This is a genomic window from Enterobacter sp. ECC-019 (assembly GCF_043974075.1).
Classification (GTDB): Bacteria; Pseudomonadota; Gammaproteobacteria; order Enterobacterales; family Enterobacteriaceae; genus Enterobacter; species Enterobacter asburiae_D.
This window is the reverse complement of the sequence record NZ_CP143759.1, coordinates 3,500,744-3,522,697: the sequence shown is the minus strand read 5'-3', so window position 1 is coordinate 3,522,697 and position 21,954 is coordinate 3,500,744. Positions and strand designations below refer to the sequence as shown.

Annotated in this window: 22 protein-coding genes and 1 pseudogene; 14 read left to right on the top strand and 9 right to left on the bottom strand. The window is 53.7% G+C overall.

Annotation, left to right across the window (positions count from 1 at the left end; genetic code table 11):
- Window positions 1–125: 125 nt before the first annotated feature.
- From V1566_RS16715 to htpX, 4 genes are all read left to right on the top strand, one after another.
- Window positions 126–623: a GAF domain-containing protein gene (locus tag V1566_RS16715; RefSeq protein WP_222567101.1), complete on the top strand. Its 498-nt coding sequence runs from the start codon at window positions 126–128 to the stop codon at window positions 621–623.
- Window positions 624–719: 96 nt separating this feature from the next.
- A complete protein-coding gene (gene proQ, locus V1566_RS16710) occupies window positions 720–1,406 on the top strand; it encodes an RNA chaperone ProQ (RefSeq protein ID WP_395304037.1) in 687 nt (228 codons plus the stop codon).
- A 19-nt stretch (window positions 1,407–1,425) separates the two neighbouring features.
- Window positions 1,426–3,474, top strand: a complete 2,049-nt coding sequence (gene prc / locus V1566_RS16705; protein ID WP_395304036.1) for a carboxy terminal-processing peptidase — start codon at window positions 1,426–1,428, stop codon at window positions 3,472–3,474.
- A gap of 193 nt (window positions 3,475–3,667) precedes the next feature.
- Window positions 3,668–4,549, top strand: a complete 882-nt coding sequence (htpX, locus tag V1566_RS16700; RefSeq protein WP_014884290.1) for a protease HtpX — start codon at window positions 3,668–3,670, stop codon at window positions 4,547–4,549.
- A 50-nt stretch (window positions 4,550–4,599) separates the two neighbouring features.
- Here htpX and V1566_RS16695 read toward each other — a convergent pair whose 3' ends face one another.
- Window positions 4,600–5,973 carry an MFS transporter gene (locus V1566_RS16695; RefSeq protein WP_395304035.1) on the bottom strand — a complete coding sequence of 458 codons (1,374 nt, stop codon included), beginning with the start codon at window positions 5,971–5,973 and terminating at the stop codon, window positions 4,600–4,602.
- A 179-nt stretch (window positions 5,974–6,152) separates the two neighbouring features.
- Here V1566_RS16695 and kdgR point away from each other — a divergent pair, with 179 nt between their 5' ends.
- Entirely contained in the window at window positions 6,153–6,944 is a 792-nt protein-coding gene (kdgR, locus tag V1566_RS16690) for a DNA-binding transcriptional regulator KdgR (RefSeq protein ID WP_023312208.1), read from the top strand.
- Between the two features lie 65 nt (window positions 6,945–7,009).
- On the opposite strand, the gene V1566_RS16685 is transcribed toward kdgR, so the two are convergent.
- Window positions 7,010–7,249, bottom strand: a complete 240-nt coding sequence (locus tag V1566_RS16685) for a YobH family protein (protein ID WP_395306011.1) — start codon at window positions 7,247–7,249, stop codon at window positions 7,010–7,012.
- A gap of 160 nt (window positions 7,250–7,409) precedes the next feature.
- Here V1566_RS16685 and mgrB point away from each other — a divergent pair, with 160 nt between their 5' ends.
- The 7 genes and pseudogenes from mgrB (at window position 7,410) to rlmA (ending at window position 12,641) form a co-directional block, all read left to right on the top strand.
- Window positions 7,410–7,553: a PhoP/PhoQ regulator MgrB gene (gene mgrB, locus V1566_RS16680; RefSeq protein WP_006175995.1), complete on the top strand. Its 144-nt coding sequence runs from the start codon at window positions 7,410–7,412 to the stop codon at window positions 7,551–7,553.
- Window positions 7,554–7,627: 74 nt separating this feature from the next.
- Entirely contained in the window at window positions 7,628–7,918 is a 291-nt protein-coding gene (locus V1566_RS16675) for a YebO family protein (protein WP_395304034.1), read from the top strand.
- Window positions 7,919–7,939: 21 nt separating this feature from the next.
- Entirely contained in the window at window positions 7,940–8,929 is a 990-nt protein-coding gene (locus V1566_RS16670; protein ID WP_395304033.1) for an MBL fold metallo-hydrolase, read from the top strand.
- A 525-nt stretch (window positions 8,930–9,454) separates the two neighbouring features.
- Window positions 9,455–9,599, top strand: a pseudogene (locus tag V1566_RS16665) (DUF2627 domain-containing protein).
- A 13-nt stretch (window positions 9,600–9,612) separates the two neighbouring features.
- Window positions 9,613–9,822, top strand: coding sequence for a transcription antiterminator/RNA stability regulator CspE (cspE, locus tag V1566_RS16660; protein ID WP_001062678.1), 210 nt, complete (start codon window positions 9,613–9,615; stop codon window positions 9,820–9,822).
- Window positions 9,823–10,041: 219 nt separating this feature from the next.
- The gene (gene ftsI, locus V1566_RS16655; RefSeq protein WP_395304032.1) at window positions 10,042–11,760 is read left to right on the top strand and encodes a peptidoglycan glycosyltransferase FtsI; all 1,719 of its coding nucleotides are present in this window, start codon (window positions 10,042–10,044) and stop codon (window positions 11,758–11,760) included.
- Window positions 11,761–11,825: 65 nt separating this feature from the next.
- Window positions 11,826–12,641: a 23S rRNA (guanine(745)-N(1))-methyltransferase gene (gene rlmA / locus V1566_RS16650; protein WP_395304031.1), complete on the top strand. Its 816-nt coding sequence runs from the start codon at window positions 11,826–11,828 to the stop codon at window positions 12,639–12,641.
- Here the strand turns inward: rlmA and mntP are convergent.
- The 5 genes from mntP to manX form a co-directional block, all read right to left on the bottom strand.
- Entirely contained in the window at window positions 12,638–13,204 is a 567-nt protein-coding gene (gene mntP, locus V1566_RS16645; RefSeq protein ID WP_395304030.1) for a manganese efflux pump MntP, read from the bottom strand. The two genes, rlmA and mntP, sit on opposite strands and share 4 nt — an antisense overlap.
- Before the next feature lie 398 nt (window positions 13,205–13,602).
- Window positions 13,603–14,061 (bottom strand): DUF986 family protein, encoded by a 459-nt coding sequence (locus V1566_RS16640; protein WP_395304029.1) that lies wholly within the window; start codon window positions 14,059–14,061, stop codon window positions 13,603–13,605.
- A gap of 54 nt (window positions 14,062–14,115) precedes the next feature.
- Window positions 14,116–14,967, bottom strand: a complete 852-nt coding sequence (locus tag V1566_RS16635) for a PTS mannose transporter subunit IID (RefSeq protein WP_006810994.1) — start codon at window positions 14,965–14,967, stop codon at window positions 14,116–14,118.
- 12 nt (window positions 14,968–14,979) lie between these two features.
- Complete coding sequence (gene manY / locus V1566_RS16630; RefSeq protein WP_008500490.1) at window positions 14,980–15,780, bottom strand: PTS mannose transporter subunit IIC; 801 nt, start codon at window positions 15,778–15,780, stop codon at window positions 14,980–14,982.
- Window positions 15,781–15,826: 46 nt separating this feature from the next.
- Window positions 15,827–16,792, bottom strand: a complete 966-nt coding sequence (gene manX / locus V1566_RS16625) for a PTS mannose transporter subunit IIAB (RefSeq protein WP_032658500.1) — start codon at window positions 16,790–16,792, stop codon at window positions 15,827–15,829.
- A 264-nt stretch (window positions 16,793–17,056) separates the two neighbouring features.
- Between manX and V1566_RS16620 the strand changes: the two genes are divergently transcribed.
- Window positions 17,057–17,266, top strand: coding sequence for a protein YoaL (locus V1566_RS16620; protein ID WP_395306010.1), 210 nt, complete (start codon window positions 17,057–17,059; stop codon window positions 17,264–17,266).
- On the top strand, window positions 17,254–18,813 hold the full coding sequence (yoaE, locus tag V1566_RS16615) for a CNNM family cation transport protein YoaE (RefSeq protein WP_395304028.1): 1,560 nt from the start codon (window positions 17,254–17,256) through the stop codon (window positions 18,811–18,813). Before V1566_RS16620 ends, yoaE begins: the two co-directional genes overlap by 13 nt.
- A 6-nt stretch (window positions 18,814–18,819) precedes the next feature.
- Here yoaE and V1566_RS16610 read toward each other — a convergent pair whose 3' ends face one another.
- Entirely contained in the window at window positions 18,820–20,418 is a 1,599-nt protein-coding gene (locus V1566_RS16610) for an EAL domain-containing protein (RefSeq protein ID WP_395304027.1), read from the bottom strand.
- Between the two features lie 130 nt (window positions 20,419–20,548).
- Window positions 20,549–21,913, bottom strand: a complete 1,365-nt coding sequence (gene sdaA, locus V1566_RS16605; protein WP_395304026.1) for an L-serine ammonia-lyase — start codon at window positions 21,911–21,913, stop codon at window positions 20,549–20,551.
- Window positions 21,914–21,954 lie beyond the last annotated feature (41 nt).

The following is a 21,954-nucleotide window of genomic DNA, read 5'->3' as shown; positions in this document are numbered from 1 at the left end:
GCACAAATAAGTATTGTTGAAAGTTATAATAACTCATGAACGGATTCATCTTGAGCATGAGCGCATTTAATGCTTATTTTAATAGGCTATGCGGTAAATTTGTAAGACAACTAAGTGATTGAATAATGAGCAAAACAGAATTCTACGCGGATCTGAACCGCGATTTTAAGGCATTGATGGCGGGTGAGACCAGCTTCTTAGCCACTCTGGCAAATACTAGCGCATTGCTGTTTGAACGTCTCTCTGACGTGAACTGGGCCGGCTTTTACCTTCTGGAAGGTGAAACGCTGGTGCTTGGTCCGTTCCAGGGCAAACTGGCCTGCGTGCGTATACCGGTAGGGCGCGGCGTATGCGGCACGGCGGTGGCCGAGAATCAGGTCCAGCGTGTGGAAGACGTTCATGCGTTTGACGGGCACATTGCCTGTGATGCCGCCAGTAACTCTGAAATCGTTCTGCCGCTGGTGGTCAAAAATCAGATTATTGGCGTTCTGGATATCGACAGCACGGTCTTCAGTCGCTTTACAACCGAGGACGAACAGGGGCTGCGCGAGCTGGTGGCTAATCTGGAAAACGTACTCGCTGCAACCGATTATCAAAAATTCTTTGCGAGCGTCGCAGGATAATCAACGGATAACGTAGCATTTACTGATAGCGTCATTATAATGACGCCTGTTCATGCCTGCGCTTGTTGGCAACGTCCGTTGTAATCAGGAAATTTCATGGAAAATCAACCTAAGTTGAATAGCAGTAAAGAAGTTATCGCATTTCTGGCCGAGCGTTTCCCGCAGTGCTTCAGCGCGGAAGGTGAAGCTCGTCCCCTGAAAGTCGGTATTTTTCAGGATCTGGTGGCGCGTGTTGAAGGGGAAATGAACCTCAGCAAAACTCAGCTGCGTTCCGCCTTACGTCTTTATACTTCGAGCTGGCGTTACCTGTACGGTATCAAAGCTGGCGCGACCCGCGTGGATCTCGACGGCAACCCTTGTGGTGAGCTGGACGAGCAGCACGTTGAGCACGCGCGCAAGCAGCTTGAAGAAGCCAAAGCACGCGTTCAGACACAACGTGCAGAACAGCAGGCGAAAAAACGCGAAGCCGCAGCGGCAAATGGCCAGGAAGAAGCGCCTCGTCGTGAGCGTAAACCACGTCCTGCGCCGCGCCGTCACGATAATAACGATCGCAAACCGCGTGCAGACAAACCAGCAGCAAAAGCCCCGCGTGCCCCTCGTGAAGAGCCGCGCCATACGCCGGTTTCTGACATTAACGCTCTGAGCGTAGGTCAGGCGCTGAAGGTAAAAGCGGGTAACAATGCTATGGACGCCACCGTACTGGAAATCACCAAAGATGGCGTTCGTGTACAGCTGACTTCTGGTATGTCAATGATTGTACGCGCAGAACACTTGTTGTTCTGAAACGGAGGCCAAGCCTGGCATGAACACTTTTTTTAAGCTCACCGCGCTGGCGGGCCTGTTTGCTATAACAGGTCACGCTTTTGCAGTGGACGATATCACGCGTGTTGATCAAATTCCGGTACTCAAGGAAGAGACGCAGCACGCGACGGTGAGCGAGCGCGTGACCTCACGTTTTACCCGCTCGCACTATCGTCAGTTCGATCTCGATCAGGCCTTTTCGGCCAAAATCTTTGACCGCTATCTGAACTTGCTGGATTACAGCCATAACGTTTTGCTCGCCAGTGATGTCGAGCAGTTCGCTAAGCGCAAATCCGAGGTGGGTGACGAGTTGCGTTCAGGCAAGCTGGATCTGTTCTACGATCTCTACAACCTGTCGCAAAAGCGCCGCTTTGAACGCTATCAGTACGCGCTGAAAGTGCTGGAACGTCCGATGGACTTTACTGGCACTGACACCTTTAATCTGGATCGCAGTAAAGCACCCTGGCCGAAAGATGAAGCCGAGTTGAATGCGCTGTGGGACGGTAAAGTTAAATACGACGAACTGAGCCTTAAGCTGACCGGCAAAGACGAAAAAGAGATCCGTGACACGCTGACGCGTCGTTACAAATTTGCCATTCGTCGTCTGGCCCAGACCAACAGTGAAGATGTCTTCTCGCTGGCCATGACGGCCTTTGCTCACGAAATCGATCCGCACACCAACTATCTCTCTCCACGCAACACCGAACAGTTCAATACCGAGATGAGCCTGTCTCTGGAAGGTATCGGCGCGGTGCTGCAGATGGACGATGATTACACGGTGATCAATTCGATGGTCGCGGGTGGCCCGGCATCCAAAAGCAAAGCGATTAGCGTAGGCGATCGCATTGTGGGTGTAGGACAAACCGGCCAGAACATGGTCGACGTGATCGGCTGGCGTCTTGATGACGTGGTTGCGCTGATCAAAGGTCCGAAAGGCAGCAAGGTTCGTCTGGAAGTTCTTCCGGCCGGAAAAGGCACCAAAACCCGTATCGTTACCCTGACCCGCGAGCGTATCCGTCTTGAAGACCGCGCGGTGAAAATGTCGGTGAAAACCGTGGGTAAAGAGAAGGTAGGTGTTCTGGATATTCCGGGCTTCTACGTTGGGCTGACTGACGATGTGAAAGTTCAGCTGCAGAAGCTTGAAAAGCAGAACGTCAGCAGCGTTATCATCGATCTGCGCAGTAACGGCGGCGGTGCGCTGACGGAAGCGGTTTCACTTTCTGGTCTGTTTATTCCATCTGGCCCTGTGGTTCAGGTGCGCGATAACAACGGTAAAGTGCGAGAAGATGCCGACAACGACGGTGTGGTCTACTACAAAGGCCCGCTGGTGGTCCTGGTTGACCGCTTCAGTGCTTCCGCGTCTGAGATCTTCGCCGCTGCAATGCAGGACTATGGCCGCGCGCTGATCGTCGGTGAGCCAACCTTCGGGAAAGGCACCGTTCAGCAGTATCGCTCTCTGAATCGTATTTACGATCAAATGCTGCGTCCGGAATGGCCTGCACTGGGCTCGGTTCAGTACACCATTCAGAAATTCTACCGCGTGAACGGCGGCAGTACGCAGCGTAAGGGCGTAACGCCGGACATCATGATGCCGACAGGCACGGAAGAGACGGAAACCGGCGAGAAGTTTGAAGATAACGCATTGCCGTGGGACAGCATCAATGCCGCGACCTACGTGAAAGCGGGTGATATGACGCAATTTGGCCCTGAACTGCTGAAAGCGCATAACGACCGCATCGCGAAAGATCCGGAGTTCCAGTACATCATGAAGGACATTGCACGGTTCAATGCCCTGAAAGATAAGCGGAATATCGTTTCTCTGAACTACGCACAGCGTGAGAAAGAGAACAACGAAGACGATGCAACTCGCCTGGCACGTATCAACGATCGCTTCAAGCGTGAAGGTAAGCCTCTGCTCAAGAAACTGGACGACCTGCCAAAAGATTACCAGGAGCCGGATCCGTATCTGGACGAGACGGTGCATATCGCGCTCGACCTGGCGAATCAGGAAAAAGAGAAACCTGCCGTACAGCCCGCTTCGGCAAAATAATCTCCCAACAGGCACAAGAAATTGTGCCTGTTTCTTTTTGTTCTTCATCCTTCCGTCAGCCAGATTTCCAATTGTGTAAAGTTGTGTCTTTCTGGTGACTTACGCCCGCCGGATGCTTGAAAATAGCCGCAATACCCATACGATGTGGGTAATCGCATAGTGCGTTTTGTTAAACTGAGGTAAAAAGAAAATTATGATGCGAATCGCGCTCTTCCTGCTCACCAACCTGGCGGTCATGGTGGTTTTCGGGCTCGTGCTAAGCCTGACAGGAATTCAGTCGAGCAGCGTTCAGGGTCTGTTGATTATGGCGCTGCTGTTTGGTTTTGGTGGCTCGTTCATCTCCCTGCTGATGTCGAAGTGGATGGCACTGAAATCGGTGGGTGGTGAGGTTATTGAACAGCCGCGTAACGATATGGAACAGTGGCTGATGAATACGGTGGCTCAGCAATCGCGTCAAGCCGGGATCGCCATGCCGCAGGTGGCGATTTATCATGCCCCGGACATCAACGCTTTCGCCACGGGCGCCCGTCGCGATGCGTCACTGGTTGCCGTCAGCACCGGATTGCTGCAGAACATGAGCCGTGACGAAGCCGAAGCGGTTATTGCCCACGAAATCAGCCATATCGCCAATGGTGACATGGTGACCATGACCCTGATTCAGGGCGTGGTGAACACCTTCGTGATCTTCATCTCCCGTATTCTGGCGCAGATTGCGGCAGGCTTTATGGGTGGCAACCGCGACGAAGGCGAAGAGAGCAACGGCAACCCGCTGATCTACTTCGCCGTTTCGATGGTACTGGAACTGGTATTCGGTATTCTGGCCAGCATCATCACCATGTGGTTCTCCCGCCACCGTGAATTCCACGCGGATGCCGGCTCGGCGAAACTGGTTGGTCGTGAGAAGATGATTGCTGCGCTGCAGCGTCTGAAAACCAGCTACGAGCCGCAGGAAGCGAACAGCATGATGGCCTTCTGCATTAACGGGAAGTCCAAATCGCTGAGCGAGCTGTTTATGTCTCACCCGCCGCTGGATAAACGTATCGAAGCGCTGCGCAGTGGGGAATACCTGAAGTAACGCAAAGAACCCTAATAAGCCGGGCAGGAGAACACTCCGCCCGGCTTTTTTTATGCCTGAACCCTGGGTTGGGTCACGCGCAGGCCGCTGACGATCGCCGCGAGAGAGGCAAGGACACCCGCGGTGAGAAGCGCAACATGGTTGCCGTTTTGTCCGGCGAGGTTAAACATCAGGGCGACCAGCGCCGCGCCGCTGCTTTGGCCCAGAAGGCGCGCGGTCCCCAGCATGCCGCTGGCACCGCCGCTGCGATGGCGCGGCGCGGAGGTGATAATAGTGTGATTGTTAGGGGACTGGAACAGGCCAAACCCTGCCCCGCACAGGATCATACGCCAGATGATGTCCAGATCGGTTGGCGATGACGGTAGCAGAGCCAGCGCGAAAAGGCCTGTCGCCATCACCGCCAGCCCCAAAGCGCCCAATAAACCGGCATGGACGCGTTCAATCAGGTAACCTGCCAGCGGCGCCATCACCATTGTCGCAAGTGGCCAGGGGGTTAACAGCAGGCCGGTCTCCACTTCTGAACGTCCTAGCACGCTCTGCAGAAAGAAGGGCAGAGAAACCAGGGCCAGCATCTGGGCGCAGAACGAGCAAACAGACGTGCAAATGGAGAGGGAAAAGAGGGGAATACGCAGCAGATCGACCGGCAGTAAAGGCACAGGGAGAGTGAGCTGGCGGCGAACAAAGAAGAAGCCGATCGCCAGCAGGGCGATGAGTTCCGCGCCGGTAAGCATCAGAGACTGTCCCTGCGCAAAGCCGCTCAGCGCCGTAATCAGCAGGCCAAAAGTCAGGGCATTCATCACCGCACTCGCCACGTCGAAGCGCGGCATGGTGCTTTTAGGGCCGTTTGCGGGAAGAAAGCGCAGGGCAAAGAATATAGCGACGATACCCAGCGGCACGTTAATGGCGAATAGCCATTGCCATGACGCAACGGAAAGGATCGCCGCCGCGATGGTTGGCCCGGCGGCGGAAGAGACGGCGACAATAAACGAGTTTATCCCCATGCCGCGTCCCAGATGACGCTGCGGATAAATTAAGCGGATCAACGCCGTGTTTACGCTCATCAGCGCCGCTCCGCCAAACCCCTGCGCAATGCGGGCAAGCGTTAGGGTATGCAGTGAATCTGAAAGGGCGCATAACAAGGACGTGAAGGTAAAAACCACCAGACCGCACTGATACACCCGACGGTAACCGAACATATCGCCCAGGAAAGAGAACGAGAGCAGGGAAACCACAATCGCAATCTGATAGGCGTTAACAATCCATATCGAACTGGCGGGAGAGGCGTGCAGGTCGCTGGCGATGGTTGGCAGGGCAACGTTCGCGATTGCGCCGTCAAGGACCGCCATTGAGATACCGATAATGATGGTCGCTATAGCGCCATACCGCTGGGGTAAAGGCAGGCCATCGGAAAGGGTCTTTTCCATTAGGATTAAAAAAGCTCAGCGTGAAATTATTCTCAGGGTAACTATTTTAGCATTGTTACAGCCGCGATATGTCGCAGATTTGTAACGAAGTAAACGCGGATTGATTGCAGGTGACATGACGGGAACTTATAATAAAAACCGGTTCTGATTTTTATAAAACACTCTCTATGAGGTGGTAAATGGCTATTGCGGATTTGGATAAACAGCCAGATTCTGTTTCTTCCGTGCTGAAGGTGTTTGGCATCTTACAGGCGTTGGGAGAAGAGCGTGAAATAGGTATTACAGAGTTGTCGCAGCGCGTGATGATGTCAAAAAGCACCGTGTATCGCTTTTTGCAAACCATGAAGTCGCTGGGCTACGTTGCCCAGGAAGGCGAATCTGAAAAATACTCTCTGACGCTGAAGCTGTTTGAGCTGGGTGCCCGTGCGCTACAAAATGTTGACCTGATCCGCAGCGCCGATATTCAGATGCGTGAAATCTCTCGCCTGACCAAAGAGACCATCCATCTCGGCGCGCTGGATGAAGACAGCATTGTTTACATCCATAAAATCGACTCCATGTACAATCTGCGCATGTATTCGCGCATTGGTCGTCGCAACCCGCTCTACAGTACTGCCATTGGTAAGGTTCTGCTGGCGTGGCGCGATCGTGAGGAAGTGAAGCAGATCCTCGAAGGCGTGGAATACAAACAAAGTACCTCACGAACCATTACCAGCACGGACGCGCTGTTAACGGTGCTCGATCGCGTACGCGAGCAGGGGTATGGCGAAGATAACGAGGAGCAGGAAGAAGGGCTGCGCTGCATCGGCGTTCCGGTATTTGACCGTTTTGGCGTGGTGATCGCGGGCTTAAGTATCTCCTTCCCAACCTTACGCTTCTCCGAAGAGCGTCTGCATGAGTATGTGGCTATTCTGCACACTGCCGCACGTAAGATTTCTGAACAGATGGGGTATCACGACTACCCGTTCTAATCTCTTTCGCATAAAAAAACGCCGCTTCTGTTGCGGCGTTTTTTGTCGGTCATTTACCCGGCTGTTTAGCCATTATCGATCACGACGGAAGTCTTACGCAGGACCGGACAGTGGGTTAAGCCAACGATCCCACTGTCAGTATGCAGATATTGCGCAGTGCTCATTCCTTGTGCCGTTAGGTATTTACACTGAATTCCTAACCCGGCTGCGTTCTCGGTGCTTCCCACAAGCACGCCATAACCCGTTAGCAGAAGGCCAATCCAGACAATGGCCAGTGCAACAATTGTTCGAATGATTAACCGCATCATTTCCTCTTTTATCGTTGTTATCATAATGCTAGCGTAAACGGTTTACGCGACGAAACAAGTGCAGGAATCTGAAAAAAGCGTGATGGAGGCACAGTTAGTCCTTGTTTAAGATAAGCGTGATAACCTCGTTACATCAGGTCTTTAGACGGAGTGTGGAGTGAAAAAAATACGCTGGGTAATTCTGATTATCGTGCTGATAGCGTGCGTGGTGTTATGGACGCAGACGATCAATGTGATGTGCGATCAGGATGTACAGTTTTTTAGCGGCGTTTGCGCAATCAATAAATTTATTCCGTGGTAACACGCATTTTTTCTCAAGGTGATTTCCTTCCTTCGCGCCAGTGGTAAAATAGACGTTTTTATTGAGGTGGTGAAATGGGTGAGTTACTGAATTCAGGGATGCTGAATATAGCATCCCTGATGATTTTTTTGGTTGTTCTGCTGGTGGGGCTGGTCATTTGGTTTTTCGTGAATCGCGCCAGTTCCCGTACTAACGAGCAGATCGAACTGCTGGAAGCGCTGCTCGATCAGCAAAAACGTCAGAATGCGCTGCTGCGCCGTCTGTGTGAAGCTAACGAACCGGAAGAGAAAGACGCGCCGAAAGACGCGGTTGCTGAAGATAACAAAGACGAAGACGACTTTATCCGCCTGGTGGCTGAGCGTTAATCTTTTTGCTGGGAGGTGGCTGTGGTCTGGAAAAATCCCTGGTATGACCCCTCCCTGAAACATCACACCCCGAACGGTTTTCGTAATACCGATCCTGTCGGACATCAACCCGGCGATCTTGACCGCTGGCGTAAAGCGCGTAAAGAGGCCGGTTTACCGAAGCCGCCCGCGCTAGGTTATGAAGATTTTATCCGCCAGTGGTGGCAACCGGTTGAGCTTACGCAACCTCATGAAGATGGGGTGTGGTGGCTCGGACACGCGAGCGTGTTGCTGCAGCTGGACGGCAATATCATCCTTACCGATCCGGTGTTTTCACGGCGCGCTTCTCCGCTCCCTTTCCTGGGACCACAGCGTAAAACGCCTCCCGCGCTGTCGGTCGATCAACTTCATCAGCTTGATGCGGTCGTCATCTCCCATAATCATTACGATCATCTTGATGACGCGACCATTCGCCGTATCCTCAAACGCTTCCCCGACGTCAGTTTTTTTGTTCCGCTGGGGCTTGCCGACTGGTTCCGCCGCCGGGGGGCAAAACGCGTGGTTGAGCTCGACTGGTGGCAGAGTTTCACCTGGCAGGGGATGACGATGACCGCCGTACCGGCACAGCACTGGAGTATGCGCACGCCATGGAACCGCAATCGCTCATTATGGTGCGGCTGGGTTATGGAAGGTCGACATCATCGTTTCTGGTTCAGCGGTGATACGGGGTATTCGCCCGAGCTGCTGTTAATACCTGAACGCCTGGGCCATATCGATGCTGCCGCGTTACCGATTGGTGCCTATGCCCCACGATGGTTCATGGCTGTCCATCATATGGATCCGCAATCTGCGGTGGCATTGTGGCAGCAGTTGGGTTGCCCTCTGGCGTTTCCCATTCACTGGGGGGTGTTTGAACTGGCAGATGAAGCCCTGGATGAACCTGCGCAGGAGTTAACTGACGCGCTAGATAATTTAGCACCAGTTAATCATTCTTTCAGGATACTGAAAATTGGCGAATATTTACCCTTATAAACGAAGCGATTAATTGTTGCATATATTCTGTATGTAAACGCGCGCAGAAATGTTTTATTTATATCGAAACGTTTTGCTTGCCTTCTTTTGATGCAGGTTCATAAAAATTTCATTATTTTGGTGCATAACACTGTTTATTAACTGGTGCATTTTAATACAGTTGGGCGTGGTTTATTAACGGTGTTTTTTCACTGAAACAATTTGGTCGCGTTACAATGATTTAAGCATAAGTTTTCACAAATTGTTCTAACTCAATCAAGACGTAAGATTTCTTTTCCCGGTTGCTGGACGCTTCGTTATGATTGAGCTATGTTAAAAAAGTCTTAGATTACAGCGGTTGTGAAAGCAACGCCGGGTCTTTGTTACGCAGCAGGGCTGTCTGTACGTGATGCGCATAATTGTGCAAAACCTCACAGGCACTGTTCGAATTTGTGCGGCGGATCGAGACATGTTTAAAAATGGCTTGCCATATTAAACATAGTGTGTGATAACACGTTTTGGGTCAAACGAGGTACAGTTCTGTTTATGTGTGGCATTTTCAGTAAAGAAGTCCTGAGTAAACACGTTGTCGTTGAATACCGCTTCTCTGCCGAACCTTATATTAGTGCCTCATGCAGTAATGTCTCAGTTTTATCTCAGTTAATGCCTGCGGGCTAAGAAAACACTCTAAGGAATTTTGCAAAATGGCAAAGATTAAAGGTCAAGTTAAGTGGTTCAACGAGTCTAAAGGTTTTGGTTTCATTACTCCTGCTGACGGCAGCAAAGACGTGTTCGTACACTTCTCTGCAATCCAGGGTAACGGTTTCAAAACTCTGGCTGAAGGCCAGAACGTTGAGTTCGAAATTCAGGACGGCCAGAAAGGCCCTGCTGCAGTTAACGTAACTGCTATCTGATCGAACCGCTGCTGACTGAAGCGCATAGCACTTCAATCTCAGACATAAAGCCTCGCATAACGCGGGGCTTTTTTATGTCCCTTATCTTTCAAAATATTACCATTTGCGGTCTTGTTAGTAACTTGTTGCAAAGCTGCGAGGTTAGTAGCACTGTTTTGCCACCCTAAACCCATCTTTTCCCGTTAAATCAGGGCGTTGTTTTACTGTCCTGGGGTTCAGGTGAAGAAAAAATCGATAACGACCGTCGGAAATTTCACGCCGGCGCGTTTTGTGCTGCTCTGTTTAGCTATTTTTTGTAGTCTGGCTTTTTTACTGGGCCGCGTTGCCTGGCTGCAAATCATAAAGCCTGACAATCTGGTGAAGCAGGAAGATATGCGCTCCCTCCGCCAGCTCGCGATTGATGCGCCGCGCGGCATGATAATGGATCGCGAAGGTCGTCCCCTGGCGGTGAGCGTGCCTGTCCGGGCCGTGTGGGCCGATCCTAAAACGGTGCTGGCAAAAGGGGGCGTTGGCGTTGACGAACGCTGGCAGGCGTTGGCAAATGCGCTGCATCTCTCCCTGGACGCACTCTCGGCGCGAATCAACGCCAACCCTCAGGGCCGTTTTATTTATCTTGCCCGTCAGGTCGATCCTGCACAGGCAAAGTGGATCGATAAACTCAATCTGCCCGGCATCAATTTACGCGATGAATCCCGCCGTTTTTATCCTGCCGGCCATGTGGCAGCGAACCTGATTGGCTTCACCAATATTGACGGGCAGGGCATTGAAGGCGTGGAAAAAAGCTTTAACGCGCAGCTGACCGGCAAGGCGGGTGTGCGACAGGTAAGGGAAGACCGCTACGGACGCGTTGTTGAAAACCTGACGGAAGTGGCGCCCGCACCGGCGCATAACATCCAGTTAAGTATCGACGAGCGTCTGCAAACCATCACCGAAGATGCGCTCGATAATGCTGTGGCCTGGAACAAGGCCGAGTCTGGGGCATCGGTGTTAATTAATATTCCAACCGGAGAAATACTCGCCATGGCGAGCTATCCGGATTTCAACCCCAATAACCGGGAAGGCGCAACGATAAACGATTTTCGCAACCGTGCGATCAGCGATACGTTTGAACCCGGTTCCACGGTCAAGCCGCTGGTGCTGATGACGGCTCTGCAGCAGGGGCTGGTCCAGCCGGACAGCGTGATTGACACGCATCCGTATACCCTCGACGGGCATCGCATCCGCGATGTGGGCTATTATCCTGAACTGACAATGACCGGGATCCTGCAAAAATCGAGCGACACCGGCGTGTCCCGACTGTCCCTGGCAATGCCTGTCCAGCATCTTATTGATACCTATCGAAACTTTGGATTTGGCACGAATACGGGGCTTGGCTTAACGGGTGAGAGCGCGGGATTGCTGCCCCAGCGTAAATACTGGAGCCAGCTCGACCGCGCGACCTTTGCCTTCGGCTACGGGCTGATGGTAACGCCGCTCCAGCTGGCGCACGTCTACGCGACGATTGGCGGCTTCGGGCTTGAGCGACCTCTCTCAATAACGCGTATCGATCCGCCCGTTATCGGCCACCGCGTCATGCCGGAAGAGATTGCGCATGAAGTGGAACACATGATGGAGAGCGTTGCGCTGCCCGGCGGTGGCGGGGTTAAGGCCGCCGTTCGTGATTACCGGGTGGCGGTGAAAACCGGTACGGCGAAGAAAATTGACGACAGCGGGAAGTATGTCGATAAATATGTTGCCTATACTGCCGGCGTTGCGCCTGCCAGCGATCCGCGCTTTGCCCTGGTGGTGGTCATTAACGATCCGCAAAATGGCGCCTACTACGGTGGTGCCGTTTCCGCGCCTGTCTTCAGCGAGATTATGGGCAATGTGCTGCGCCTGGAGAATGTGAAACCTGACGGGTTACCGGCGGGTTCCGATCACCTTATCGTTATGCGTTAACCGGGCGTTTATAACCAGGGCGAATAGCGGTACACTTCGCCCTTTGATTATGCTCCGGAGTCACCATGTCCTTCAGTTGTCCTCTTTGCCACGCCCCCCTGACGCACTCAGATAAAAGTTATACCTGTCCGCAGGGGCATCAGTTTGATATGGCAAAAGAAGGCTACGTGAATCTTCTGCCGGTGCAGCATAAGCGCTCCCGCGATCCAGGCGACAGTGCAGAGATGATGCAGGCGCGCCGCGCGTTTCTTGATGCCGGGCACTATCTGCCGCTGCGGGAGACCGTCGCGCAGATGCTGAATGACATTCTGCCGGGTTCAGCCACCGCCATGCTCGATATCGGCTGCGGGGAAGGGTACTACACCGCCCGGTTTGCCGGGATTGCCCGTGAGAAGGGCGCATTGACATTCGGTCTGGACGTGTCGAAAGTGGCCATTCGCGCGGCGGCAAAGCGTTACGCGGACGTGACGTTCTGCGTGGCGTCCAGCCATCGGCTACCATTTGACGATGCCAGTTTGGACGCCGTTATCCGCATTTACGCGCCCTGCAAAGCGGAAGAGCTGGCTCGCGTGGTGAAGCCGGGCGGATGGGTAGTCACCGTGACGCCAGGCCCGCATCATCTGATGGAGCTGAAAGGGCTGATTTACGACGAAGTGCGTCTGCATGCCCCTCATTCTGAACAGCTGGCCGGTTTTAGCCTGAAGCAGGAGCAAAGCGTGGCGTATGAAATGACGCTGAAAGGGGAAGAGGCCACCGCGTTGCTGCAGATGACGCCGTTCGCGTGGCGGGCAAAACCGGAAGTATGGGAAGCGCTAGCTGCACACTCAACATTTCACTGCCAGACGGATTTCAGTATCCACGTCTGGCAGCGCGAAGATTAACCGGCGAAGTGTGCCCAGAGGATCTGGGCACCAATGCCAATCAACACAATACCCCCCAGGATCTCGGCGCGTTTACCCAGCAGCGGGCCGATAAAACGCCCGACCATCATGCCCAGCGTAGACATAATCAGAGTTGCGCAGCCGATGGCCAGGGCGGTGGCGATAATATTGACCTGCAGGAATGCCAGACCGACGCCGACGGCCATCGCATCAAGGCTGGTGGCAATCGCCGTGGTGACCAGCAGCCAGAACCCGTGGCGGTGCTGAGGCTCCTCGTCTTCTTCATCGCCGCCGCGAAAACCTTCAATCACCATTCGGCTACCGAGAAAGACCAGCAGGACGAACGCAATCCAGTGGTTCCACTCCAGCACGAACTGGCTGGCGAGCATGCCAAGACCCCAGCCGATAAGCGGCGTCAGCGTTTCGATAGCACCGAAAATCAGGCCGGTACGCAGGGCTTCTGAGAATTTAGGTTTATGAAGCGTGGCGCCTTTTCCGATGGAAGCAGCGAACGCGTCCATGGACATGCCAAAAGCGAGGAGGATCGTAGCGGAGATATTCATAACAGCGTCCAGACCGGGGATATCCATATGACACATCACTGCCCCCAGTAAACAGCAGTTGATGTATCTATGGTCTCGCCTGATCGCGCCGCACATAAGATGTGCTGTCAGCGATCCGTACGCGCCACGTTTTTCAACGAGTATGTTGACACGTACATTTCCTGCGAGCAGGAAATCGGCTACTCCCCAACGACGGGCGCAACCTTAACATATTTTGAGAATATAAAACAACAATGAAGAGGCATTATTTAAAATGCTTATTGATAACGATTTTCATTTGTCTTTAAACGTGAAGGTATCGTTAACAAATAGAGATAAAATTAACGAAGGGGATATAGCTTTGGCTATATTTCTTGCGCCCGATAAACGCAATATATAGCCATTGCTATATATCTAACTTATTGAGTTTTAACGATTAACTTGTATATCTTTTCCAGATCGTCAATATTCTTTACCCGAATAAGCAGGCGGCGTTGTTCTAATTGCATCACCAGCACACCGTCTTCGGATAAATTCATCTCTTTAATACGGTTATATTCTATCCACACATTGGCAAAGAAAAATCCGCGGGATTTAAAAATGATTTTCGGCGTGCGGATCCAGAACAGATAAACAGCCATTAATGCCAGCGCACATAATAACCATGTGGTTAATATTGCACCATGGCCGGTGACGTTATTGTAAATAAGAATAGCGATGAGACCCGCGAAGATAAACGCATCCACGCGCCCGCGTCGCAGAAGGGGAAGGGAGAGCAGCGTCTCGCCGTGACGGCGGGGCATGATGAACTCGTCATAGATCGCGTAAGCCAGAAGGGCAGCAACAAATAATACCAGTACGATGTCCGTGACAGTCATTCATCCTCCAGATAAAAAAACCGGGGGCAAGCCCCCGGCCTATAGCATTGAAACTTACAGACCCAGCAGGCCGACAGCGTAACCCGCGATACCGATGACGAAGAAGCCAACGATAATCCACAGCGGGTTCACTTTCTTACGCAGCAGCCACATGCAGGCGAAGGTCAACAGCAGCGGTACCAGGCCAGGCATCAACTGGTCCAGAATCGTCTGCACGGTGGTGACGCGCGTCTGACCATCCTGCCCGGTGATGGTCGATACCACCAGCGGGATGTTCACGTGCGTCCACTTGTTAACCAATGCCCCCATGACAAACAGGCCGAGGATTGACGCCCCCTCAGTCAGTTTCTGCAGGAAGCCGCCGCCCATGTCCTTAACGATATCCACCCCTTTACGGTAGCCGTAAGCCACACCGTAGTAACGGGTCAGCAGACGCACGGCGTTGAACAGAATGAAGAACAGCAGCGGGCCAAGCAGGCTACCGCTCATCGCGATACCGGCACCCAGCGCCGCGAAGACCGGACGCACGGTACCCCAGAAGATAGGGTCACCGACACCGGCCAGCGGACCCATCAGGCCGACTTTGATACCGTTGATAGCACCATCGTCAATCTCTGCGCCGTTCGCACGCTGTTCTTCCATCGCCAGCGTTACGCCCAGTACGGGTGCCGCAACGTAAGGATGGGTGTTAAAGAATTCCAGGTGACGCTTGATCGCCTGACGGCGCGCCTCGTTGTTTTCCGGGTACAGGCGTTTGATCGCCGGTACCATGGAGAAGCAGAAGCCCAGCGCCTGCATACGTTCGAAGTTCCATGAACCCTGAAACAGGTTAGAACGGATGAACACGCCACGAATATCACCCGGAGTGAGTTTTTTCTCGGTGGTAGTTTTTGTCATATCAACCATTTCGCTCACCTGTTAGTCCAGTTCGTTATCGAGATCGTTGTTACCAGCAGCCTGCGCTGGGGCACCCGCGACGCGGTTATATTTCGGGCTGAGCTGGATGTAGAGAATCGCCATCACCGCACCAATCACGCCCAGTGCAACCAGGTTGAAGTTGGTGAAGGCAGCGGTCACGAAGCCGAGGTAGAAGAACGGCATCAGGTAGCCTGCGCGCATCATGTTGATGACCATCGCATAACCGACAACCACGATCATACCGCCCGCGATGTTCAGACCGCCGGTGACCACTTCTGGAATGGCGTTCAGCATGCTCTGGACTTCACTGGTACCGACAGAGATCGCCACGATAACCGCCGGGATCGCGATACGCATCGCCTGCAGGAACAGGGATGAAACGTGGATCCACGACAGGGCCGTGAGGTTACCGTTTTCGGCCGCCTTATCCGCCGCGTGCTGGAAGGCAACGGTGATAGTACGAACGATGATGGTCAGAACCTGGCCTGCTGCTGCCAGCGGGATCGCCAGGGCGATACCGGCACCAATACTCTGGTGACCAGCAATAACCAGAACGGTTGAAATGATAGAGGCCAGCGCGGCATCGGGCGCAACCGCCGCGCCGATGTTCATCCAGCCCAGGGCGATCATTTCCAGGGTACCACCGATGATGATACCGGTTTTCATGTCACCCAAAACGGCCCCAATCAGCGTACAGGCCACCAGAGGGCGGTGGAACTGAAATTCATCAAGTACGGATTCCATACCCGCAATACATGCGACGACGAACACCAGCACAATCTGAAGAGTGGTAATCTCCATTGCACTTCTCCTATTACATAAGCTTTATGTGAGAACCGGCGCGGGCTTATTTCCCAACTTTGCCGATCAAATCCATCATTTTCAGTTTTTGATCCGTGGAAACCTTACGGGCTTCCAGTTCAATACCGCGCGCATTCAGCTTGTTGAATGCTTCGATATCTTTCGCATCGACTGAAATGGCGTTGTTGACCTGCGTTTTCCCCTGACGGAAGGCCATACCACCAATGTTCACGGAGGTGATTTTCACGCCGCCTTCAACAATGCGCTCAACGTCTGTCGGGTTAGTGAACAGGAGCATCACGCGTTCACCCGCGTATTTCGGGTTGTTGTACACGCGGATCATCTTGGCGACATCCACGACGTGTGCGGTAACGCCAGGAGGAGCTACCTGAGTCAGAAGGGTTTTACGTACGGTATCGGCGGCAACTTCGTCGCTGACCACGATAATGCGTCGAACGTTGGTCTCTTTGGTCCAGCGCGTGGCAACCTGGCCGTGGATTAAACGGTCATCAATACGCGCAAGGCCGATAACCATATAATCGTTCGGGCCCATCGGTTTTGCCGGTGCTGCCGCTTTTGGTGCCGCTGCAGGCGCAGGGGCGGGTTTTTCAACCGGCTGCGCTTTCAGGGCTTTTACCCCTTCGCGACCGGTTTCAACGGCCAGTGCCACCAGCTCATCGAACGCCGGATTGTCGTCGCGCGCCATGAAGGTTTCCACCAGCATGGGAATATTAACCCCGGCGACAACTTCATAGTGCTCTTTATCGACGACAATGCGGCTGGCGGCATTGAACGGGCTGCCGCCCCATGTATCAACGAGAAACAGCACGCCTTTGCTGGTATCCAGCTTCGCGAGTTGAGCGTTGTACTTCTCTATCAGCGTCTCGGCGTTTTCACCGGGAACGAAATCGATCCAGCCGACGTTTTCCTGCTCGCCCAACAGCATCTCTGCCGTTTTGAGTAGCTGCTCAGCAGCCCAACCATGTGTGCCTATGACAATAGCAATGGTCACTTGCTACCTCCTTTTATTATCATTAATACGCCTGCCAGGCAGTCGTACTGAGAATCGTATTGGCAAACCGAATCGATTCAGATAAGGGTTAGAGTTCAAAAAACTAAGACTTCCGCGAATTATTTTAGATAGTGAAAAAATAATTTATGTGATGAAGATCCGTAATTTAGCCACGCGTTACAGATTTATCTGTAGAGTAAAGCCGCTGCGTTACAGAACTTTGCAAAGGAACGTAAATCTTTGCTAAAACACATTGTGTCTGATATGTTTAGCCTCCGTTTAATAGTTCAGGAGTATAGGGCTACAGCCCACTATATGGACCGTCACCGACGTCAGTCATCTACCAGGCCATTTCGCGCCTTATTCACCGGCGATCCTCGCCACATATCGACTCTGTTTACCGCTGTTTTGCCCACGTTGAGTGGGGCACCGTTTCGTCATTCCTTTAGCAGGAGCTTGTCATGGAATTCTTAATGGACCCGTCAATCTGGGTGGGATTGCTCACGCTGGTGGTGCTGGAGATTGTTCTCGGCATTGATAACCTGGTGTTTATCGCCATCCTTGCGGACAAACTGCCGCCAAAACAGCGTGATAAAGCGCGTCTGATTGGTCTCTCTTTGGCGCTGGTCATGCGACTGGGGCTGCTCTCCGTCATCTCCTGGATGGTCACGCTGACCAAACCGCTGTTCTCCGTCATGGATTACACCTTCTCCGGGCGTGATTTAATCATGCTGATCGGGGGGATATTCCTGCTGTTCAAAGCGACGACAGAGCTACATGAGCGGCTGGAAAACCGCCAGCTCGATGATGGGCACGGTAAAGGCTATGCCAGCTTCTGGGTGGTAGTGCTGCAGATCGTGGTGCTTGATGCGGTCTTCTCGCTGGATGCGGTGATCACGGCGGTCGGCATGGTGAATCATCTGCCGGTAATGATGGCGGCTGTCGTTATTGCGATGGCGGTAATGCTGCTGGCCTCGAAGCCGCTGACGCGCTTCGTCAACCAGCATCCGACGGTGGTCGTGCTGTGTCTGAGCTTCCTGCTGATGATTGGCCTGAGCCTGGTGGCGGAAGGTTTTGGCTTCCATATTCCGAAAGGCTACCTGTACGCCGCGATTGGCTTCTCGATCCTGATCGAGTTGTTCAACCAGATTGCGCGCCGTAACTTTATTAAGCAGCAGTCGAATCAGCCGCTGCGCGCCCGTACCGCAGATGCCATTCTGCGCCTGATGGGCGGTCGTCGTCAGGTGAACGTCCAGTCTGATTCCGAAAACCATAACCCGGTTCCGGTCCCTGAAGGGGCGTTTGTGGAACAAGAGCGCTACATGATCAACGGCGTGCTCTCCCTGGCCTCCCGTTCGCTGCGCGGCATTATGACGCCGCGCGGGGAAATCAGCTGGGTCGATGCTAACCTGAGCGTTGATGAAATTCGCCAGCAGCTGCTCTCTTCACCGCACAGCCTGTTCCCGGTGTGTCGTGGTGAGCTGGATGAGATCATCGGCGTTGTGCGGGCCAAAGAGATGCTGGTGGCCCTGGAAGAGGGCGTCAACGTGGAAGCCGTTGCTGCCGCGTCGCCTGCGATTGTCGTGCCGGAAACGCTGGATCCTATCAACCTGCTCGGGGTGCTGCGTCGCGCTCGCGGAAGCTTTGTTATCGTCACCAACGAGTTTGGCGTGGTGCAGGGGCTGGTTACGCCGCTGGACGTGCTGGAAGCGATTGCCGGTGAATTCCCGGATGCCGACGAAACGCCAGAGATTGTTGCCGACGGTGAAGGCTGGCTGGTTAAAGGTACCACCGACCTGCACGCGCTCTCGCACACGCTGGGGCTGGAAAACGTGATCAACGATGAAGAAGACATCGCGACCGTTGCCGGTCTGGTGATCGCCGTTAACGGGCAAATCCCGCGCGTCGGAGATGTGATCGAGCTGGCACCTCTGCACATTACGATCGTTGAAGCCAACGACTATCGCGTTGATATGGTTCGTATTGTTAAAGAACAATCAGCCCACGACGAAGATGAGTAAGCCGGCTTAGCGCAGCGGCATTAAGGGCACGATGTGCCCGTTATGATGCGCTGGCGGGGGAGCGCTTCCCGCCAGCCACTTCGGGAAATCCCGCAGCGGCATGGGCCGCGCATAGAAAAAGCCCTGCAGGACAGGCACGCCATGGCGGCGCAAATAGCGCGCCTGCTCCTCTGTCTCGACCCCCTCAGCAACCAGTTCAATATTCAGCCGCTGACCCAGCGCAATAATCATATCCGTCACCGTCGAGTTCACGGCGTCGGTGCCGATGGCGGTGGTAAACGACTGGTCAATTTTCAGCACGTCCGGGTGTAGCTTTTCAAGCCAGGAGAGGGAGCTGTTCCCGGTACCAAAATCGTCGATGGCCAGCTTCACCCCTTTGCGATGCAGTTCGCGCACGATGCGATAATCCGCATCCAGCAGCGCATCCCTTTCCGTGAGTTCAATCACCAGTTGCTGGCACGGACAGGCGCTGAACCAGAGACGGTTCAGGTCCTGTATCAACATCGCGTGACGGAAATGGCTGGCAGCAACGTTGATACCGATGTGAAAACCGGCGTTGGCGGGGAAGTAGCCTATCTGGCGCACCGTTTCGGCGATGACATAGCGGGTCAGGGGGACTATCTGGTTATGTTCTTCTGCCAGCGGGATAAACACCTCCGGGGTGATCCAACCCTGGCGCGGATTGTTCCAGCGCAGCAGGATCTCCACGCCGATGCACGCCTGGGTACGGGCATTCACCAGCGGCTGGCAAAAAAGCTCAAATTCCCGCGCCGCCATGCCCATATCAATCTCCCACGTGAAGCTCATCCGGTTTGCCGTTGCCAGCCAGGCGAGATAGCCCAGCAGCAGGCTGAGCATGAGTCCCAGCGGCAGTTGGGCTGGCAGGCTTTTTAAGGCTAACTCTCCAGGGCCTGGCCCGCTGACCGTAATGGTGAAAGGATTTCGGGTTGATGACTGCCGGAATAGAGAGCCTTCCTCATCAAACGTCAGGCTGTCGCTGACGCGCTGTCCATAGCGCAGAAAGCGATCGCCCACGGTCAGCGCCACGTCATTGATGAGCGGGCGCTGGGGCTCGAGGATCATTTTGGCAATCAGATCGATATTGATGATTTCGATAACGCCAGCTTCACCGTCCTGAGAGACGGGATACCACTGGACCAATATCGGGCTATCTTTAAGCAGCCACTGGTCGGTCGATAAAATCAGCTTCGCGGTGCTGGCGGGGAGTTCTTTCAGGAAGTCATGAACGGGCACGTTGCGGCTCCCGAAAATACTCGAGCAGTACAGGATACCGTCGTTAATCAGGGCGATGGAGCGTACCGTCTGCAAAATGGCGGCCTGCTTTCGCAGGGCCAGGTGCGCCTGTGGGCAGGGCTGCCCCACCAGGGGCTGAAGCACGCTGCGGCGGTTCTCTAAAGAAAGCAGAACGTTATCAAGGGCGCGAACGGTGTGGCTGGTAAAATCGAGGATCCGCTGTTGGTTAACATTGCGCTGTGAAATAAAGCGAATGCCTAACGTCAGGATGAGCGTGAGGAGCGCAACCGTGACACAGACGATAACGCGTTTTCGGCGATAGTTTTTAATGATCGTTTGTGCAGTTTGCATGAACGGTCGCCTGATAAGCCACCAGCCACAAAAGCCGGACGCAACAGTAAAAGTGTAGTGGGGAAAGCAGAAGGAGACGAGAAAGAAGAGGGAAATTCGCCCATCCGTTGCAGATGGGCGAAAGGCAGTATTAGTCGCACTGCACCTTAATGGCCAGGCCGCCGCGGGACGTCTCGCGGTATTTCGCGTTCATGTCCTTGCCGGTTTCGTACATGGTTTCAATAACCTTATCCAGCGATACGCGAGGTTCGCTGGTACGGCGCATCGCCATACGTGAGGCGTTGATGGCTTTCACCGAGGCAATCGCGTTACGCTCAATGCACGGCACCTGCACCTGGCCCGCAACCGGGTCACAGGTCAGACCGAGGTTATGTTCCATACCGATTTCTGCTGCCACGCAGACCTGCTCAGGGCTTGCGCCCAGCAGCTCTGCCAGACCCGCCGCCGCCATGGAGCAGGCAACGCCAACTTCACCCTGACAGCCCACTTCAGCACCGGAAATGGAGGCGTTCATTTTGTACAACGCACCGATAGCACCTGCCGCCAGGAAATAGCGGATATAGATGTCCGGCGTCACGGGCTCAATAAAGTGATCGTAGTAGGCCAGCACTGCCGGAACGATACCGCAGGCACCGTTGGTTGGCGCCGTCACGACGCGGCCACCGGCGGCGTTCTCTTCGTTAACCGCCAGGGCAAACATGTTTACCCAGTCGACCACGTTCATCGGGTCGTTGGAGAACTTGTCCGTGGTCACCAGCATACGGCGCAGGGCGGAGGCACGACGCGGTACGCGCAGTGGACCCGGCAGAACGCCTTCGGTGTTCATTCCGCGGTCAATACAGGCGCGCATGGTTTGCCAGACGTTCGCAAAATAGTCTTCAATCTCTTTTTTGCTGTGCAGGGCCAGTTCGTTCTGCATCACCATACCGGAGAGGGAAAGACCGGTCTCTTTGCAGTAGCCCAGCATTTCGGTAGCCGATTTGAACGGATACGGTACGTTGACATCGCCGACGCTGTCTTTGCCAAAATGCTCTTCATCCACGATGAAGCCACCGCCGACGGAGTAGTACGTTTTGCTGTAAATCTCTTTTTCACCGCTCCAGGCGTGAATGGTCATGCCGTTTTCATGCAGCGGCAGGTTGTCGCTGCGAAAACGCATGCCGTCATCCTGCGGGAAATCGACTTCCTGCTGGCCGTTTGCCAGCAGCAGGCGGCCGCGTGTTTCCACGTCGCGGATAAATGCCGGGATGGCATCAATATCAACGGTATCCGGCATATTGCCTGCCAGACCCATAATAATGGCGATATCGGTGTGGTGGCCTTTACCCGTTAATGACAGCGAACCGTAAACATCCACGGCGACACGGGTAACGCTTTCCAGTAATCCTTTTTCGACCAGATCATCGACGAACTGTTTACCGGCCTTCATCGGGCCAACAGTATGGGAAGACGAAGGGCCAATTCCCACTTTGAACATGTCGAATATACTAATCACTTTCACACTCCTGACAGGGTTACCGGGGTTCCAGTAACGAT

What these genes read in the sequence shown, in the direction of transcription:
- V1566_RS16715 (WP_222567101.1), top strand. Translation starts at nt 126, where the DNA reads ATGAGCAAAACAGAATTCTACGCGGATCTGAACCGCGATTTTAAGGCA.
- mntP (WP_395304030.1), bottom strand. Translation starts at nt 13,204, where the DNA reads ATGAATATCTCCGCTACGATCCTCCTCGCTTTTGGCATGTCCATGGAC.
- cspE (WP_001062678.1), top strand. Translation starts at nt 9,613, where the DNA reads ATGGCAAAGATTAAAGGTCAAGTTAAGTGGTTCAACGAGTCTAAAGGT.
- V1566_RS16620 (WP_395306010.1), top strand. Translation starts at nt 17,057, where the DNA reads ATGTTTAGCCTCCGTTTAATAGTTCAGGAGTATAGGGCTACAGCCCAC.
- kdgR (WP_023312208.1), top strand. Translation starts at nt 6,153, where the DNA reads ATGGCTATTGCGGATTTGGATAAACAGCCAGATTCTGTTTCTTCCGTG.
- prc (WP_395304036.1), top strand. Translation starts at nt 1,426, where the DNA reads ATGAACACTTTTTTTAAGCTCACCGCGCTGGCGGGCCTGTTTGCTATA.
- yoaE (WP_395304028.1), top strand. Translation starts at nt 17,254, where the DNA reads ATGGAATTCTTAATGGACCCGTCAATCTGGGTGGGATTGCTCACGCTG.
- manY (WP_008500490.1), bottom strand. Translation starts at nt 15,780, where the DNA reads ATGGAGATTACCACTCTTCAGATTGTGCTGGTGTTCGTCGTCGCATGT.
- V1566_RS16640 (WP_395304029.1), bottom strand. Translation starts at nt 14,061, where the DNA reads ATGACTGTCACGGACATCGTACTGGTATTATTTGTTGCTGCCCTTCTG.
- V1566_RS16675 (WP_395304034.1), top strand. Translation starts at nt 7,628, where the DNA reads ATGGGTGAGTTACTGAATTCAGGGATGCTGAATATAGCATCCCTGATG.
- V1566_RS16610 (WP_395304027.1), bottom strand. Translation starts at nt 20,418, where the DNA reads ATGCAAACTGCACAAACGATCATTAAAAACTATCGCCGAAAACGCGTT.
- V1566_RS16695 (WP_395304035.1), bottom strand. Translation starts at nt 5,973, where the DNA reads ATGGAAAAGACCCTTTCCGATGGCCTGCCTTTACCCCAGCGGTATGGC.
- htpX (WP_014884290.1), top strand. Translation starts at nt 3,668, where the DNA reads ATGATGCGAATCGCGCTCTTCCTGCTCACCAACCTGGCGGTCATGGTG.
- rlmA (WP_395304031.1), top strand. Translation starts at nt 11,826, where the DNA reads ATGTCCTTCAGTTGTCCTCTTTGCCACGCCCCCCTGACGCACTCAGAT.
- proQ (WP_395304037.1), top strand. Translation starts at nt 720, where the DNA reads ATGGAAAATCAACCTAAGTTGAATAGCAGTAAAGAAGTTATCGCATTT.
- V1566_RS16635 (WP_006810994.1), bottom strand. Translation starts at nt 14,967, where the DNA reads ATGGTTGATATGACAAAAACTACCACCGAGAAAAAACTCACTCCGGGT.
- V1566_RS16685 (WP_395306011.1), bottom strand. Translation starts at nt 7,249, where the DNA reads ATGCGGTTAATCATTCGAACAATTGTTGCACTGGCCATTGTCTGGATT.